At 41.8% G+C, this 18,360-nt stretch carries 13 protein-coding genes and 3 tRNA genes; 14 read left to right on the forward strand and 2 right to left on the reverse strand.

Annotated features, from left to right (window positions below):
- Nucleotides 1–123: 123 nt before the first annotated feature.
- The 9 genes from DTOX_RS02995 to DTOX_RS03035 all read left to right on the forward strand — a co-directional run bounded on the left by DTOX_RS02995 (nt 124) and on the right by DTOX_RS03035 (nt 11,776).
- Complete coding sequence (locus DTOX_RS02995; protein ID WP_015756248.1) at nt 124–312, forward strand: 2-hydroxymuconate tautomerase; 189 nt, start codon at nt 124–126, stop codon at nt 310–312.
- 288 nt (nt 313–600) lie between these two features.
- Nucleotides 601–1,746: a DUF362 domain-containing protein gene (locus DTOX_RS03000; RefSeq protein ID WP_042315330.1), complete on the forward strand. Its 1,146-nt coding sequence runs from the start codon at nt 601–603 to the stop codon at nt 1,744–1,746.
- A gap of 308 nt (nt 1,747–2,054) precedes the next feature.
- A complete protein-coding gene (locus tag DTOX_RS03005) occupies nt 2,055–4,106 on the forward strand; it encodes a chemotaxis protein CheA (RefSeq protein WP_015756250.1) in 2,052 nt (683 codons plus the stop codon).
- A 4-nt stretch (nt 4,107–4,110) separates the two neighbouring features.
- Complete coding sequence (locus tag DTOX_RS03010; RefSeq protein WP_015756251.1) at nt 4,111–4,611, forward strand: chemotaxis protein CheW; 501 nt, start codon at nt 4,111–4,113, stop codon at nt 4,609–4,611.
- Between the two features lie 41 nt (nt 4,612–4,652).
- Nucleotides 4,653–6,932, forward strand: coding sequence for a methyl-accepting chemotaxis protein (locus DTOX_RS03015; protein ID WP_015756252.1), 2,280 nt, complete (start codon nt 4,653–4,655; stop codon nt 6,930–6,932).
- A 98-nt stretch (nt 6,933–7,030) separates the two neighbouring features.
- Complete coding sequence (locus DTOX_RS03020) at nt 7,031–7,858, forward strand: CheR family methyltransferase (RefSeq protein ID WP_015756253.1); 828 nt, start codon at nt 7,031–7,033, stop codon at nt 7,856–7,858.
- A gap of 50 nt (nt 7,859–7,908) precedes the next feature.
- Entirely contained in the window at nt 7,909–8,952 is a 1,044-nt protein-coding gene (locus DTOX_RS03025; RefSeq protein ID WP_015756254.1) for a protein-glutamate methylesterase/protein-glutamine glutaminase, read from the forward strand.
- Nucleotides 8,953–9,027: 75 nt separating this feature from the next.
- Nucleotides 9,028–11,328, forward strand: coding sequence for a PAS domain-containing hybrid sensor histidine kinase/response regulator (locus tag DTOX_RS03030; RefSeq protein WP_015756255.1), 2,301 nt, complete (start codon nt 9,028–9,030; stop codon nt 11,326–11,328).
- A gap of 52 nt (nt 11,329–11,380) precedes the next feature.
- Complete coding sequence (locus DTOX_RS03035) at nt 11,381–11,776, forward strand: response regulator transcription factor (RefSeq protein ID WP_015756256.1); 396 nt, start codon at nt 11,381–11,383, stop codon at nt 11,774–11,776.
- A gap of 32 nt (nt 11,777–11,808) precedes the next feature.
- On the opposite strand, the gene DTOX_RS03040 is transcribed toward DTOX_RS03035, so the two are convergent.
- Nucleotides 11,809–13,200, reverse strand: a complete 1,392-nt coding sequence (locus tag DTOX_RS03040; protein ID WP_015756257.1) for an S-layer homology domain-containing protein — start codon at nt 13,198–13,200, stop codon at nt 11,809–11,811.
- A 15-nt stretch (nt 13,201–13,215) separates the two neighbouring features.
- Complete coding sequence (locus tag DTOX_RS03045) at nt 13,216–14,337, reverse strand: outer membrane protein assembly factor BamB family protein (RefSeq protein WP_015756258.1); 1,122 nt, start codon at nt 14,335–14,337, stop codon at nt 13,216–13,218.
- Nucleotides 14,338–14,554: 217 nt separating this feature from the next.
- Between DTOX_RS03045 and DTOX_RS03050 the strand changes: the two genes are divergently transcribed.
- The 5 genes from DTOX_RS03050 (at nt 14,555) to DTOX_RS03070 (ending at nt 18,251) form a co-directional block, all read left to right on the forward strand.
- On the forward strand, nt 14,555–15,046 hold the full coding sequence (locus DTOX_RS03050; protein WP_015756259.1) for an HIT family protein: 492 nt from the start codon (nt 14,555–14,557) through the stop codon (nt 15,044–15,046).
- A gap of 160 nt (nt 15,047–15,206) precedes the next feature.
- A tRNA-His gene (locus DTOX_RS03055) sits at nt 15,207–15,283 on the forward strand.
- A 19-nt stretch (nt 15,284–15,302) separates the two neighbouring features.
- Nucleotides 15,303–15,377 (forward strand) — tRNA-Gln (locus DTOX_RS03060).
- A gap of 44 nt (nt 15,378–15,421) precedes the next feature.
- Nucleotides 15,422–15,506, forward strand: a tRNA-Leu gene (locus tag DTOX_RS03065).
- 270 nt (nt 15,507–15,776) lie between these two features.
- Nucleotides 15,777–18,251, forward strand: a complete 2,475-nt coding sequence (locus tag DTOX_RS03070; RefSeq protein WP_015756260.1) for a winged helix-turn-helix domain-containing protein — start codon at nt 15,777–15,779, stop codon at nt 18,249–18,251.
- The last annotated feature ends 109 nt before the right edge of the window (nt 18,252–18,360 follow it).

An 18,360-nucleotide genomic window follows, 5' to 3' on the forward strand; every position in this document is an offset into this window, starting at 1 on the left:
TTATAAAAGAAGATTAATGCTCGTTTAAAAAGCTTTGGCCCGCAAATGCTATGGAAAGTTTGAGGCAGCTATTAGAAGTAAGAAGCATGTAATAAAAAATAAATTTAAAGGTGGTTGTTATCTATGCCGTTTGTCCATGTAGAACTTCTTGAAGGTAAGACACTTGAACAAAAAAGAGAGATGGCTAAAGGTATTACTGATGTAATAGTTAAGGCTGGTGGTGTAAATCCTGATTCCGTTTATGTGATTTTTAAAGATTTGGCTAAAACTGAGCTGGCTAAAGCCGGGCAATTAATTGCGGACAAGCAATAAGAGATTAAATTATTTTCAGCAAAATCTAAAAAATAAAGTGATGCACAGGGTTTTACTCTGTTAACAGTGCATCACTTTATTTTTTATACTCTCGGAAATTATGCTTATAATGGATTTGTGGATAAGTTAAGCTTAGTACTATATAATTTCCGATGAGATTCCCATGCTGTGTTATTATTTTGTATGACGGTGACAGTAATAATTAATAATAACTATAAACTCATGCTTAACCTTAAATGTTATTTAAACGCTTGAATTTACCGGCTTTATACTCTAAAAATTGGAGAGATGTCATTGAATAACCATCATGTATATGTAGCTGTAGCTAAGTGTCCCGCCTATGAGAGGGATTATGTAAATACCTCTGTAAAAAATTTAATTGATTTTTTGGGAGGTATAGAGAATTATGTTTTGCCGGAGCAGAAGGTAGCCGTAAAACCAAACTTGATTGCTAAAAAGAGTCCGGAGGAAGCAGCCACTACTCACCCGCTGGTGGTGGAAGCGGTAGTCAGGCTGGTTCAGGAAGCAGGGGGCAATCCTTTTATAGTAGACTCGCCTGGCGGGCCTTCCAATAAAGGGCTGCTCAGTGCGGTTTACCGTGCAACAGGGATGGAGGCAGTAGCCAAACGTACAGGCTGCCGGCTGAATTGGGATATGGGAGAGATTGAATTAAATCATCCACGGGGCAGGGTGGTGAAAAAGCTTACGCTTCTAAAAGCCCTGGCGGAAGCAGATGTGATTATAAGCCTGCCCAAGTTGAAAACTCATGGCATGACTAAATATACAGGTGCCGTTAAGCTAATGTACGGTGCAATTCCAGGATTAAAAAAAGCTCAGTATCATTTTAACATGCAAAAGCTGGAGGAGTTTTCGCAGTTATTAATTGATATAAATACTTTGCTGCCCGCCTCATTAAATATTATGGATGGCATAATTGGTATGGAAGGTGACGGTCCTACCGCAGGTTCTCCCCGTGAGCTGGGATTTCTCTTAGCCAGTCAAAGTCCATTTGCTCTTGATCATATTTGTGCCGGTTTAATTGGGCTTGACCCGGCAATCCTGGTTTTTCTGAAATTAGCCGCCGAGCAGGGTCTTTATCCCCCTGCGTCATCTATTAAAATATGTGGGGATAAGCTGCCTGAATCTATTGTGGCCTTTAAAATACCCGGCCACAAACAGATTGATTTTAACCTGCCCGGGCCGCTCAAAAAAATAGTTGGCAGACTTCAGCCCAAACCGGTATTCAATTTACAGGCCTGTAGAGGTTGCGGCGAGTGTCAGAAATGCTGTCCGGCTCAGGCTATAACTATGCTAAACAATAAACCATTATTAACATTGAGTGAATGCATACGCTGTTATTGCTGCCAGGAGCTTTGTCCTCATAAAGCAGTGCATATTCAACAGCACTGGCTTGGTAAAAAATTAATGAGATAAAAATTAAGTATTATTTATAATTTATAACATTAAATCAATATTAAGACGTCATTATTATATGATTATTTACTAAAACATTCTGAAAAATTATTTTAAAATATAACAAATTACAACATTTAACAAAGGTATTTTTATAGTCTCACATAATATTATAGTTATATTGCCATAATCACATTCACATTATATTTTATGAGCAATATTTTGCATATGGAAATTCTAGAAATAATATAAACATTTAATATAAACATTACGAATTATTAATCAAGGGATTTTTCCAATCCAACGCTTTTTTAGAAGAGGTGGAAAACATGTCTGACAATTTTAGCAGCGATCCCATGCTTGAGATGTTTATTTTTGAAACTAACCAGTTTACTGAGCAGTTGGAGCAAATAATTTTAGACAGCGAAAAATCCTGTGGGTTTGATACAGCTTCAATCAATGAGATATTTAGAATTATGCATACCATCAAGGGTTCTGCGGCTATGATGCTATATAATAATATTTCCGGTTTAGCCCATTCAATGGAAGACCTATTCTATGTTTTGCGAGAAGAGAAGCCCCGAAATGTAAATTATTCCGGGATAAGCGATATAGTTCTGGAGGGTGTTGACTTTATAAAAAATGAAATTGCAAAGCTGGAAAACGGTAAACCGTCAACCGGTGATGCTTTAGCATTGGTTGAAGTAATTGAAGCTTTTGTAACAAAAATAAAGTCTTGCAATGATATTGCGGAAACACCGGTTAACACTGCTGCGGAGGAACAGCAGAAATTTTATATTAGTCCCCAAGCATTGCCGATAACAACAGCGAATAACACCTATGAGGCCGTGATAACTTTTGACGAAGGGTGTGAAATGGAAAATATAAGGGCCTTTTCGGTGGTACATAGCTTAAAAGAAAAAAATGTAGTTTTAGAGTTTGAGCCGCCAGACATTATTGATAACGAAAACAGTGCCGGTATAATCAGGCAGGAAGGTTTTCGTATTGTATTCCGGACAAACATGACAATTGAAGAAGCACGTACCTTGCTTATTAATGAAACATTATTTTTAAGAGAGCTTGAAATAAATGTTGTAGAAACTCCAGCTGAACCGGTTAAAAAGAGAAAAGAAATAGTGCTTGAAGATGATTTGCCGGAGGATTTGGCTGTTGCCGGAAGTGTTGAATCCGAGGATGCTCAGCCAGGGAGCAAGCAGAGTTTTATCAGTGTTAATATCTTAAAGCTGGACAGGCTTTTAGACTTGGTAGGGGAGTTGGTTATATCGGAAGCTATGGTATTACGCAACCCTGAAATAACAGTACTGCAAATAGAGAGTTTTCAAAAAGCTGCCAGACAGTTGGAGAAAATCACTTCCGAACTGCAGGATACAGTCATGTCTATTCGTATGGTGCCTCTATCCACTACTTTTCATAAAATGAACAGAATTGTTCGGGATATGAGCAAGAAGTTGGGGAAAAATGTACAGTTAGCCATAATCGGAGAGGAAACAGAGGTTGATAAGAATATAATTGAGCATATATCTGATCCCCTGATGCACTTGATACGCAACGCTGTGGATCATGGTCTGGAAACAACTGAGGAGAGGCTGGCTGCAGGCAAACCGGAAACCGGAACTGTTACACTTGAAGCAAATAATGAGGGCGGGGATGTCTGGATTATTGTCAGGGATGACGGCAGAGGTCTTAATCGCAAAACAATAATCGAAAAGGCCAGGGAAAGCAGTCTATTGAAAAAGAATGAAAATGAGCTTTCCGAGAGGGAGGTTTATTCCTTAATCCTGATGCCCGGCTTTTCCACAAAAGAACGTGTAACGGAGTTTTCCGGGCGCGGTGTAGGTATGGACGTAGTGGTTAGGAACATAGAAAAAGTTGGAGGGCAGATTTTAATTGACAGTTCACCTGGTACAGGTTCAGTAATTTCTATAAAGATTCCTCTTACCCTGGCCATTATAAACGGGATGGCTGTGAAAGTGGGTAAATCCAGCTATGTTATTCCAACTACTATGATCAGAGAATCTTTTAGAGCAAGGGAAGAGGATGTAATTAGAGACCCTGATAATAACGAAATGATATTGATACGTGGTGATTGCTATCCAATAATTAGACTGCATAAATATTACAAGAAAAAGGAAGCTGTTACTAATATGCAGGAGGGAATTATCGTAATGGTTGAAAATGAGTTCAGAGGAGCATGCCTGTTTGCCGATGAGCTCCTGGGGGAACAGCAGGTGGTTGTCAAGTCTCTGCCCCGCTACATAAAAAAAGTAAAAGGTATTGCCGGGTGTACTCTGTTAGGTGATGGGAGTATAAGCCTTATTTTAGATGTTGCGAACATAATAAACCAGGGGGAGGAGAGGTAGCGACATGGCACAATTAAAGGAAAATATTCTTGACAAGGAATATTTTGAGGACACTCAAAAGGATAAATATCTGACATTCTCCATGGGAAAGGAGGAATACGGTATCGAGATAAGATATGTTACGGAAATTATAGGTATGCAGGCTATAACTGAGGTTCCTGAGCTTCCGGATTACATCAAGGGAATCATAAATCTAAGAGGCAAAATTATTCCTGTAATGGATGTTAGGCTTCGTTTTAAAAAAGAGTTCAAGGAATACAATGATAGAACCTGTATAATCGTTATAGATATAAAGGATATTTCAATAGGCTTAATTGTAGATGCTGTATCTGAAGTAATGTCCATAGCAGAACAGGATATTGTTCCTCCTCCGGATTCTAAGACCGGTTTCCACAACAGGTATGTTAAGGGAATTGGTAAAATCGATAACGGCGTCAAACTTTTATTGGACTGTGATAAACTCCTGAATGATGAAGAAACTGAAGATCTGAGCCTTCCGGTATAAAAAAACGGAGGTTTTAAATAAGAGAAGGAGTTGATTGAATAATGAAATGGTTTTACAACATGAAAGTCAGCGCTAAGCTGTTTGTGGCATTTATTCTTGTAGCGATCATAACCGGAATAGTAGGTATGATTGGTATAGTAAATATAAGAGAGATTAATGAAAAGGATACCCAACTTTATAAGAACATGATTGTGCCAATTGCTGAATTAAGTCAAATTACAAATTCTTTTCAAAGAATGAGAGTAAGCCTCCGTGATATTATTCTTGCCCAAACTCCTGATGATATTGCAGTGAATAATAATAAAATTATGGATAGATTGGCTGAGATTGATAAGTATTCGGCAGACTTTGAGAAAACAATGATATCACAGGAAATAAAGGATGCTTTTAGCCAATTTAAGAACTCAACCAAAGCATATCATGCGGAACTTGAAGTAATAGTAGAACTGGCCAAAGCTAATAAAGATGCCGAGGCTACTGCTTATATGTATGGCAGCCAGGCGCAAAAAGCCTCCCAGGTTGAAGAGGATGCTATTGCAAAACTGGTTAATTTGAAAGAAAAAGCGGCAAGAGAAACTTCATATAATAATTCCGAGCTTGCAGTTAATGCTGAAAAAATGATGATTATATTTATCATATTAAGCATACTGATCTCTTTAAGCCTCGGTTTATTTATTTCAAATATAATCAGCAGGCCTGTGAGAAAGCTTTCTGAAGCTGCCGGCAAACTGGCAATTGGAGATATTAATGTCACTGTTGAAGCTGTATCAAAAGATGAGATTGGTAATTTAGCCCTGGCATTTGGCAAAATGGTTGAGAATATCCGGGAGCAGGCAAACAATGCGGAAAAAGTTGCTCAGGGCGATCTTTCTGTAGAAATAAAGGCAAAATCAGACAGTGATGTGCTGGCCAAGAGTATGAAACTTGTTGTAGAAGAACTGAGACATCTGGTGGATGATACAGTAATGCTTACGCAGGCGGCTGTTCAAGGCAAGCTGCAAACCAGGGCCGATGCGGATAAATTCAGCGGTGGCTATAAGGAAATAGTTGAAGGTGTGAACAATATTCTCAACGCGGTAATAGAGCCGGTGAAGGAGGCTTCCTCAGTACTCCAGGAGATGGCTAAAGGAAATCTGAAGGTCAGTGTGAACGGTAATTACAGGGGAGATCACGCGGAGATTAAGGATGCTCTGAATTTCACTCTTTCCACTGTTTCCGGTTATATCAACGAAATATCTTCTGTTCTTACCAATATGGCCGATGGGAACCTGGCAGTAGGCATCAGCGGTGAATATCTGGGTGACTTTATAGAAATTAAGAATTCATTGAACAGCATTGTCAAGTCTTTTAATGAAATACTGGGAGATATGAATACAGCTTCAGAGCAGGTGGCTACCGGTTCAATGCAGGTATCTGATTCCAGTCAGGCATTATCTCAGGGTTCTACAGAACAGGCCAGTGCCATTGAAGAGCTGACTGTCTCAATGACAGAGATTGCTGCACAGACCAAACAAAATGCGGTTAATGCCAGCCAAGCCAGTGAGCTTGCTCTGGAAGTTAAGAATAATGCAATAAAAGGTAATGAGCGGATGAGGGAAATGCTGCAGGCAATGGATGAAATAAATATATCTTCAGGGAATATTTCCAAAATAATTAAAGTTATTGATGAAATTGCCTTTCAGACCAATATTCTTGCTTTAAACGCCGCGGTGGAAGCTGCCAGGGCCGGCCAGCACGGGAAAGGGTTTGCCGTTGTAGCTGAGGAAGTGAGAAACCTGGCTGCAAGAAGTGCTAATGCGGCCAAGGAAACAACTTCTATGATTGAAGGTTCGATCAGCAAGGTTGAGAGCGGGACAAAGATTGCTAAAGAGACAGCACAAGCCTTAAACAGTATTGTGGAAGGCGTAACCAGGGCGGCTAATCTTGTTGGTGAAATCGCTAATGCCTCCAGTGAACAGGCTACTGGAATTGCTCAGGTAAATCAGGGTATTGAGCAGGTGTCAATGGTGGTGCAAACTAATTCAGCTACTGCCGAAGAGAGTGCGGCTGCCAGTGAGGAATTATCAGGCCAGGCAGAAATTCTTAAAGAAATGGTTTCTAAATTCAGGTTGAAAAAAACCGGTTCATCTTTTAATAATGGGGGTGAGCTTAATGAGAACTTTTTGAGAATGCTGGAAGAAATATCTGAAAGCAGAAAATCTTCTAAAGCAGCCAACAGGGCCGAACAGGAGATGGATTATGCATTAGCTCAGGTTGCCTCCGCCGGACAGACTGTAAAACCCAAAATTTCTCTCAGTGACAGGGAGTTTGACAAATATTAAACTCAAAAACACAAAGTCACTTAAGGCAACTTTCTTGGTAGTTTTGCAACAATGCAACCGGCTTCTACAGGCAAAATGAGTGAAGGAAAGGGTGACTCATGGCTCAAGAAGGGGTTAATATATCCGAAAAGGAATTCAGCCGGCTGGCCTGTTTTATTAAACAGCATTTTGGAATAAATCTGGTGCAAGAGAAAAAACTGTTGGTGGTAAGCCGGTTGCAAAACTTTTTGATACGGAACAACTTTAAAAGTTTTTCCGAATACTTTGATTATGTTGTTGCGGACAGAACAGGTAATGCAGTAGTCACTCTGCTCAATAAACTGACTACAAATCATACTTTTTTTATGCGTGAAGCAGATCACTTTGATTTTTTCAGAAACAAGGTTTTGCCTTACCTTTCACAAAAGGTTAAGGACAAGGATTTAAGAATCTGGAGTGCCGGGTGTTCTACCGGTCAGGAATCTTATACTCTTTCCATGATTATAGACGAGTACTTTGGGGCGGAAAAAAAATTATGGAACACAAAAGTTCTGGCCACAGACATATCTACTATTGTTCTGGAAAAGGCGAAAAAAGGTGAATACTCGGATGAGGAAATTTGCATGATACCCAGGCACAGGAGATTTAGCTATTTTATAAAAAATGATAATCAGAGGTATTGTATAGTTAATGAAATAAAGAAAGAAGTCATTTACAGAAGGTTTAATCTTATGGATGAGGTTTTCCCTTTTAAAAAAAAGTTTCAGGTTATTTTCTGTAGAAATGTTATGATCTACTTTGATCGAAAGACCAAGCAGGAGCTGGTGAATAAGTTTTATGATTTTACAGAACCGGGAGGTTATTTGTTCATCGGTCATTCAGAATCACTCAATCAAATAGAAACAGGTTTTAGGTATATTAGGCCTGCCATATATCGTAAGGCATAGAAGGAAATCAAGTGCAGCCGGTTTTTATGAACCGGTGGAGGTAGCGAAGTATGATAAAGAAAAAAATTAAGGTTCTTGTGGTGGATGATTCCCTTGTGTTCAGGGAGACACTGGCTAAAAGCATTTCGAAAGATCCGGGGATTGAGGTTGTCGGTACGGCTTCGGATCCTTTTATGGCCAGAGATAAGATACTGGAATTGGAACCTGATGTGTTAACTCTTGATGTCGAAATGCCGAAGATGAGCGGGATTGAATTCTTAAAAAGGCTTATGCCTCAGTATCCCATTCCTGTCATAATGGTAAGTTCTGTGGGTGAAAATGTTTTTGATGCGCTCAATGCGGGCGCAGTGGATTTTGTTGCCAAGCCAAATTTCGGAATAGAAAAAGGCATTGATGCTTTGATCAATGAATTAATAGTTAAGATTAAGATAGCTTCCACAGCTCGATTAAGTCATTGGAAGAATAAATCAACCTGCAGCGGCATAGTGGGAAAAGATAACGGCCATGCCGGCAATTCTATCATTGCCATTGGAGCTTCTACAGGCGGCACGGAAGCTATCTTAAGTATATTAAAACAGTTTCCCGGAAATATGCCCGGCATAGTAATTGTGCAGCACATGCCTCCGGTTTTTACAAAAATGTATGCTCAAAGACTTAATAATAGCTGCCTCCTGGAAGTCAAAGAAGCTCAGAAAGGTGACAGGGTGCTTCCCGGAACTGTTTTAATTGCACCCGGGGATTACCATATGAGAATCAAGAAGGCCGGAGATAATTATTCAGTTGAATGTTTAAAAGGTGAAAAGGTTAACGGTCACTGTCCTTCAGTGGATGTGCTTTTTGAATCTGTAGCTGAAAAGGCGGGTTCTGCTGCCATAGGAGTAATTTTAACCGGCATGGGGCATGACGGTGCCAGGGGGTTGCTTTCCATGCGGAAAAAAGGAGCCCTCACGATTGGGCAAAATGAGGAAACATGTGTGGTTTACGGCATGCCCAAGGTAGCTTATGAGATAGGAGCGGTGCAAAAACAGTCGTCACTTTTGTCCATACCACAGCTTATATATTCCATGTTGGATAACATTCAAAAATATAGATAACATTTTTCTTAATTGCTTGGTTTTTGCATTGGAATTGTACATAAAAACATTAAACTTGAATAAGGGCTGATGCATATGTGGGATAACCGTGACTTAACTATTAAAGGCAACGATACAGTAATGGAGTGTAGGCGTCTTTCTAATATTTTGGAGTGTATTGGAGACGGTTTGATTACAGCGGCTACAGACGGCAAAGTCCAGTTTATGAACAAGGTTGCGGAGAAATTTTTATGCTGGGATCTGGCAGAGGCAAAAGGGAAAAACATAGATGAAGTATTTAGAATGATTAATCTGGAAACTAACGAGATATTGTATACGCATTATGACCAAATTATTGCAACACAATCACCAAGAGGCTTGAGGAAGGATACGGTACTGCTTTCCAGGGATGGTATGCTCAGGTACGTATCAGCCAGTATATCTCCCGTGAAAGATATGAATAATTTTGTGGAAGCTATTGTCATTGTATTCAGGGATATTACCAGGCGAAGGAGTATAGAAGACGCGATTAATAGTAAGCAAGCAAAATTGAAGGCAGTTTTTGATGCGGCACCGGTAGGCATAATGATAGTAAACTCTTGTCACATCATAATTGAGCTTAATGATGCGCTTGGTAAAATACTGGGAAGACGTCCTGATCAAATCTTGCTCAAAAAAGTTGGTGAGGGGTTAGGGTGTAAACACAGACTGGAAAATAAAAAAAGTTGTGAAAACGGAGAAATAAAGTGTCCTTTGAGATACACAATACAGAAGGTAATTGAAGAACAGACAGAATGCAAGGGCATCGAGATTTTATTTGAAATGAAAAAAGGAGATAATATCCGGAAGGTATGGTTCAAACTGAATGCCGTACCTATAGAGATAGAAAAAGAAAAACATGTTTTGATGGTAATTGATGATATTAATGAACACAAGCGACTGATTAAAGAACTAAAAAAAGCAAAAGAGGCTGCGGAAGCAGCTAGCAGGGCTAAAAGTGAGTTTTTGGCCAATATGAGCCATGAAATAAGAACTCCTCTTAACGGTTTAATCGGCATGTTGGATCTAACATTATTATCTGATTTAACAGTTGATCAAAAGGAAAACCTCAGTATTGCCAGGACATGTGTTGATTCGCTAATGAATGTATTAAATGATATACTTGATTTTTCAAAAATAGAAGCAGGAAAGCTGCTAATTGAAAACGTGGGGTTTAATTTGCCGGAACTGGTTGAGAAGACAGTGAAATCTTATTCCGCTAAAGCAAGTGAAAAGGATATCGGGATAAAATACAGTGTGTGCAGTGATGTGCCGGAAACTCTTAGTGGTGATCCAAACAGGCTAAGGCAGGTATTAAATAATCTACTGGGTAATGCGATCAAGTTTACACAGATTGGATCTGTTGGTATTGAGGTAGAACTATTAGAGAAGACCAGGGAGTATGTAACGCTCAAATTTATAGTCACTGATACTGGCATAGGAATATCTGCAAGTGATAGAGAAAAGCTTTTTCAGGGCTTTAGTCAGGTAGACGGTTCCTACACCAGGAAATACGGTGGTACAGGACTGGGACTGGCTATATCCAAGCAGCTTATTGAAAAAATGGACGGACAAATATGGGTTGAAAGTAATAATCATGGGGGAAGTAAATTTATTTTTACGACAAGACTAAAAACCGGCGCGTTTTCTCCCGAAAAGAAAAGTAATACATGCGTATATGTGGCTTCAAGAGAGTTGGATATTTTACTGGCTGAAGATGATAAGGTAAGTCAGATGGTTATCTTTAGGATGCTGGAAGAGTTTGGTCACTCAATAACTATTGTTAATAACGGTAAAGAAGCTCTGGAAATACTGGCTAAGCATGATTATGATTTAATTCTAATGGATATTCAAATGCCTGTAATGGATGGATTGGCAACAACTAGTATTATTAGGCAGAATGAATGTGTTAAAGGAAAACGAACACCAATAATTGCTTTAACTGCTTATGCCGTCAAGGGCGATAAGGAAAAGTTCTTATCCCATGACATGGATGATTATGTGTCAAAACCGGTAACCATGGTAGACTTATTTAACACCATAGAGCGACTGAACAAAAAGATAACGATAAACAGGCCTGGATGTTCCGGCAGTTATGTTAATAAAGTCAATGACCGATTTTTCAAAGACATAGCTGTTAAGACAGCTAATATTAGAAAGGCTGTTGCTGAGAGTAATGATCTTCTTGCAGAAAAAATGGCACATTTAATAAAAAACGATTCGGAAATATTGCAGGCAGATTTTCTGAAAAGTCTGGCATTTAAAATTGAGCTTGCGGTACGCAAGGGAAAAATTGAGCAGGCCAGTGATCTGTGCAGTAAAATTGAAATGGAATTAGACAGACTTAAGCTATTGTAAATGCAGCGGTGAGTGATATTAAAGAGAAAATATCTGGTAGGGGGGTTGCAGCATGAAGATATTAATTGCCGAGGATGACATGGCCAGCCGGAAATATTTATTTAAATTGCTTTCTAAATATGGCGACTGCGATATTACGGTTGACGGTTTTGAAGCATTGGACGCTTTTATGCTGGCACTAAACGACGGCGAGCCTTATAACCTCATTTGCCTGGATATAATGATGCCCAGACTTGATGGGGTTAAAACATTAAAGGCTATCCGGCATCTTGAAAAAGAAAAGGGAATCAATGATTCCCAAAGGGTTAAAATTATAATGACCACAGCATTGAATGAAACCAGTACTGTATTTGGCGCCTTTGATAATGGTTGTGATGCATATGCGGCCAAGCCTATCGACAGTGTTAAAATGGTAGAGGTTATGCAGAGACTGGGTTTGATAACTTAGCATGATACTCACTTGGGGTATTCCGGGTATATCTATTTAGTTACTTTTATTTCTAGGATATTTTCGTAAAGAGGTTCCCCAATATAGTAAATGTTTACTGAATCGCCTTTTTTAACAGATGTATTATTACCGTCCTTATCTACCACCCTGGCATTATCCCAGTACAAGAAACTGAAGGGTTTGTATTTTATGCCGGTGCTGCCGGAACTGGTTTTATGCTCCAGACTAAGAGATCTGCCGATGGACTCAACTTTACCCGAGGTTGTTTTTATATCCAATATTGTAATGGATTTAATTGTTTTGTTTTCTGTTAAGCCGATTTTTATAAACTGATCAGGTTTTAATTGCTTAAATATATTTATTGCGGCAGGATTTTTATTTTTAGATTTTTCATCAATGATGGTTGCGTCCCAGGCTACAGGAAAGGTCGCTCCATTATTTAACATGTCTTTAACGGACATAATAACCGGTTCTCCTTCGGCCAGATTTATGAAGCTGGCATAGGTGCTGTTTTTAATCTGGTCAAAGTTCCTTTTTTCCAGTAATTCCAGATAGGCAATTTTTTTATTGGTATCTAAAATACCATTTATTCGGTAATTAACGGCCTTTTTGATAGAGAACCTTTCTCCTTGAAAGTAGCATGGGCAATCAGTATTGGCTGCTGCAGTTATTGATTCTTTAAGAGAACTAATTTCTATCTTTAAATCCTTCTTATCCTCTGATACTCTGGAAATCCAGCCGTTAATTTTGTATTTAGGTTCAATATTTATCCAGCCCTGATCGTATGCCTGCGATAAAGTAGCAGCCAGTTCACTTCTGAGAATTGGTTTTAGCGGCTGAAAAGAGCCGTCTGGATAACATAGCATAATTTTTTCCCGATAAACTGTCTGGACAGCGGCAAGATATGTCTCAGGAATGCTGTTAGTGTCAATAAACTGGTGAGGGTTGCCCTGAGTTGTTAAACCAAATACTCTTGTTAAAATAGCCGCCGTCTCAGCCCGGTTAATTGGCCGGTCATATTGAAAGATTTCCATTATACCCTGAGGGATGAATCTTTTTTCCAGAGCAAAATCCAGATAGTTTTGTCCCCAGGGGACAGGATACTCACTGGGCGGCGCGTTTTTTACCTGTTTAACTTTGGCGATTTGTTCTTTATAGCCGCAGCTGTTTAAAATCATGGTTATAGCTTCCAGGCAGTTAACTTGCTGGTCAGGCCGGAACGTGTAATCGGGATAACCGCTGACTAAGCCCAGAGCATAAATCTTCTCAACCTGTTGTCTGGCCCAGTGTGTTTCTATATCCAACAGGGTTGCCGGCTTTTGTTTTGCTGCGGCAGTACAGGCTTGCGGGAGAATTAACACAGAAATTAACACAGAAATTAACACAGTGAAACACTTGTTTAGTCTGTTAAATAAATTAAACATTAACTATATCTCCTCTTATAAATCAGATATTTTCATCAATACACCCTTGTTGGTATAAACAATAATACTGCCGTCTTGCAGTATTATTGGAGTCCGGGAAACGGCGTCCTTTTCGTCGAATTGTTTTTGCCATAAGGATTTTCCGGAAAAGCTGATACTGAAAATTCTCCCGTCACTGCCGCCGGCATAAAAACGTTTGTTGGTGCTGTCTACAGCAATTCCCGAGGCCAGATTTATTAAAGGTAAAGACCATTCTTGGGCACCCGTGGCAGCATCCAGACAGTATAGTTTTTGGGCAGCGGAAAAAACGATCTTATTTTCGGAGGAAAAACTGATTTGTGACAGGTTGTCTGCTTTAACTGAATAATCCCATATAGCTTTGCCCTTAACGGGATCAATACAGTAAACCTTGCCACGGTGATATTCATCCAGTTTCGCGGGATTGGCCGCAACATATAAATTTTCATTAGGACCTGTGCTCATGCGCATATTTTTTATAGCACCAAGTGTCATTGACCAAATTCGCTCACCTTTAGAATTTAAAGCAAGAAGGGTGCCGCTTTGTTTATCCCCTTCGCATACATAAAGTCGCTGGTCGTCACTCAGGCAATCAAATATATTTTTCTCGCTGGAATAACGCCAGATAAAATTTTTCCCCGCTTCCAGTCCGTAGACGCTGTCACCTGTTCCTACATAAAGCAGATTTGACGGGCCGGGACAAACTATGGCCCCGCTGTTGGAACCTTTATTTAGAGGGGATATTTTAAAAGTCCAGTTCAAACTCCCGTTGAGTTTTATTTGTTGTATTCCGTTGGCGGCACCGGCATAGATATTAGGGCCGTTAAATACCGGGGAATGAGTGATTTGACCTGATAAATCGAGCTTGCGCTCCCATTCCCTTTTTCCGGTTTCTATATTGTAGCACAGGATGGCATTGCCGGCCGGGCAATAAAGGAGATTATTAGGTGCTATCAACGGACCGGCAGTAAGTTTACTGGGGCATTTTATCATCCAGTCGGTTTTTGCATAAGGCGAGAAAAGCTCTCCGGCGTGCACAGGTGCGGTCAAACCTGTTAAGACAAATATAATTGATATGATTAATAGAACATTTTTCTTTATTATTTGTCTAAAAGCCATATTAATCCTCCCTGCTAAAAATAAGGAACAAACTGATGTATATGCACAATTATATTAAATATACTAACATAACTAAGACTCAGGCAAAAGTACCAACAATAGAAAATTGCAGAATATACGTTTTGCAAAAGGAAGGATTCAGAGTTTTTATGTAGAATTTATCTTTGTTCGCAGTTAGTGAAAGAACAACTATTAAGCAAAAAGGAGGAATTGATAAATGGAAAGATTGTGGGCCCCCTGGCGTACAGTATATATCGGCAAGGATCACGGTGACACATGTATTTTTTGCGATAAGCTGCATTCAAATGAGGATGCTGCCAACTATACAGTGCTGCGTGGCGATAAAACCTTTGTTATAATGAACCTGTATCCGTATAATAACGGGCACTTGCTCATAGCACCCAAGCGCCATGTGGGAGATTTTAATGATTTGGAAGCAGATGAACTTTTAGAACTGGGCCAGATGACTCAGCGCATGGTGAGAGTGTTGCGTTTGGCTTTAAACCCGGAAGGTTTTAATATAGGAGTTAATCTTGGGAAGATAGCCGGTGCCGGGGTGCCCGGACATTTTCACACTCATATAGTACCGCGCTGGGGTGGAGATAATAATTTTATGCCGGTTCTCGGGGATATAAGGGTTATATCTGAGGGAATGGACATGACTTATCAAAAGATAATGGAGGCTCTGGCTAAGGAAGGCAAGAAATAGGATTATTTCTTTTAGCCGCAGCCCTTTACATGGTCAGGTAAATATGTTATCATTATTGAGCAGCGAAAAGCTGGATATATTGATTGCAATTTATTCTTGACAATAAGCAATCGATTTGTTATTATTTATACTGCAGTTTATAATTGCAGATATTTTTACGGTGGATGTAGCTCAGTCGGTTAGAGCGCCAGATTGTGGCTCTGGAGGCCGTGGGTTCGAATCCCATCATTCACCCCATACATATTTTCATAGTCCTTGGGGTGTAGCCAAGTGGTAAGGCAGCGGTCTTTGGAATCGCCATTCGTTGGTTCGAATCCAGCCTCCCCAGCCAAAAAATGAGAGGTCTGTCAACCTCTCATTTGTGTCCGAAAGCAAGCGGGTGTGGCGGAATGGCAGACGCGCTAGACTTAGGATCTAGTGTCTTTATGGCGTGGAGGTTCAAGTCCTCTCACCCGCACCAATAATAACAAGGGTTTCAGCACTTTGCTGAAACCCTTGTTATTTATCTTGATTTAATTTGCTAACATTTTGCTAACATTGTATATTTTATGAGTATAGCTGATCCCGAAAGATGCTCCGAAGCCTCCTGACAAACGGCGCAGAGAAAATAAATCCTCCGGCAGGTACTGACACCGGAAAATCCATAAAGAGCAAAGAATATGTGGCTGCGCAAAAGCATGGCAATATATAATATCTTACCGGCAAATTTAAGCGTATGGAGGGTCATCCCATGAAAAAGAGCAAAACGCTCAAAAGAGAGCGCGTCAACCGCGCACTCATGAACATATTTGAATATCCGCTGACCATCGTGGAGGCGCCTATGGGCTATGGCAAGACCACGGCTGTGCGGGAATTTCTTGCAGCGAGAGACGTGCGGGTCTTGTGGACCTCCTTTTATTCAGATAGCGATACGGGGGAGGCATTTTGGGACAGGGTGGTGATGGCGGCCGGCAGCTTCGATGAGATGGCAGGCAAGCGGCTGAAAGGCTTTGGTGTTCCCTCCGACGCATTGCATGTCAGATCGTTCCTTTCCCTTATGAATGACTTGGATTATCCGCCGGATACGACCCTTGTCATAGACGATATCCACTACGCAAGAGACATCCTGCGCCCCGAGCTTTTCGGATGGTTTATCACGGAGCTGCCCGATGATTTTCATATTGTCCTCATCACCCGGGATATTTCCTTCCTCGACCTTGCGGAGCTTTTCGCCAAGGGGCTGTGCAATATCGTGTCCCAGCAAACCTTGCGTTTCACCGGCGAGGAGCTCCGCGCCTACTGTATCCTGATGGATTTCCGCCAGGGCGAGGACGCGCTGGAAAAGGTCAGCAAATACACGGGAGGCTGGATATCCCTGGCATATTTAATCCTGCTGGGGCTGGAACAGGGAATTCCCATAGGCCAAAGCAGCGTGATCAATGAGCTGGTGGAGAAAATTCTCTACAACGCTTACGACGAAACGATTCAAACATTTCTTCTGCGCCTTTCCGTTATGGATACCTTTACGGAGGAACAGGCCCGGTATGTGACGGAGGAAAAACGTGCCGGCGAAATTCTGAAAAAGCTGCGTCAGGAAAATGCCTTCGTTTTCTACGACGAGGCAATAGGCGTTTACCGAATCCATCATGTGCTGTCGGATTTCCTGCGGGCCAGACAGACGGATCACGCGGAGGTTTCTTTGCTCTACCGGCAGGTGGGTGAATGGTTCCTTGAGAAAAAGGCGTTCAAGCCGGCCTATGCCTATCTTTGCCGCGCCGGGGAAACAGAGCGTGTCCTATCCCTTTTGGACGAGGAGGATGCCATTACCAAGGACTCCTCCGAATTTGAGGGTGCCCCGGAAATGTATGCCGCCGCACCCCGGAAGCTGCTTTTTCAGTATCCGTTTGCCTATCTGCAATATATCGCCTCGCTGCTCCTTTTCAGCGGCGACCCCGCTGCGGCGCGGGACGCCGTATCCCGCCTTGACGAGCTGGAGGAACATTACCGGCGGATTGCGGATATCCACCCAAACCGCCGCAGCCGCGTCCTTGCGGAAATCAGCGTCGTGCGCATTTTCGCTGTGTTCAATGACGCGCGTCAAATGGTGGACTGCACCAACAAGGCGCTCCGGCTTTTGGAGGGAGGTGTTTCATGCCTGGTCAGGCGGGATGCCGAATTCACCTTTGGCTCACCCCATTTCCTGTACACCTATTACAGAGAGCCGGGAAGCTTAAAGGAAACGGCGGAATTTATGGCTGCCGAATTCCCCGTATTTCCAAGAATCTCCTCCGGTTGCGGCACGGGCTGCGACTATGTGACGCTGGCCGAACACGCGCTGGAAACAGGGGACTGGCAGGCGGCGGAGCTGAACGCCTTCAAAGCCATATACAAGGCTCAGACAATGGAGCAGACCGGCATCATCCTCTGCGCCGGACTGACGCTTGTTCGGTTTTATATCTATCAGGAAAAGATAATCGAGGCGCTGGAGCATCTGCGGCAGCTCCGGGCTGATGTGTCCAAGGAAGATAACGCCGTTTACAACACCACGCTGGATTTGATCGAAGGCTATGCCTACGGCTGCATGACCCGGCCGGACAGCATCCCCGAGTGGCTGCGGACAGGCGAACTATCCATGGCCAACTTCATGTATCGAGGCATGGCGTTTAACTTTATCGTCTATGGCAAGGCCGTGCTGCTGGCAAAGGACTACATCCGTCTGGAGATACTGACCGAAACCTTTCCGCAATACTTTGGTATTTTCCATAATCAGCTCGGCTTCCTGCACAATCATATCCTTGCCGCCGCAGCCAAATACCGCCTGTACGGGATGGAGAAGGGCTGCGCGGCACTTGCGGAAGCAATCGGCATGGGGCGGGCGGATCACCTGATTTTGCCCTTTGCGGAGTATGCGCCCGAAATGATTGACATGCTGCGGCATATCGCACAAAACAATTCCGGTGACGGCTACATCATAGAACTGCTCGAAGCCTGTGAACACTACATAGAAAGTCTGAGCCGCGCCCCAGAGAGTACCGTGACGCTCACGGAGCGGGAACTGGAGGTTCTGACCCTCGCCGCCGAAGGGCTCAGGCGGAACGAAATTGCCGCACGACTATATGTGTCCGGGACCACAGTTAAGACGCATCTGGCGAATATCTACCGGAAGCTGGAGGTTGGCGGCAGGACTGCGGCCGTAAAAAAAGCCGGGAAGCTGAAAATTATTTGATTTTGCGGAGCAATATACTCCGTTTGGACGATACCAATTTTAAAAAAACCCCTTATACTTTAATCGTATGGGGGGTTTTAAAATTTCTACCGCCCCAAAGAAAGGAGGC

The organism is Desulfofarcimen acetoxidans DSM 771 (genome assembly GCF_000024205.1).
GTDB classification, from domain to species: Bacteria; Bacillota; Desulfotomaculia; order Desulfotomaculales; family Desulfofarciminaceae; genus Desulfofarcimen; species Desulfofarcimen acetoxidans.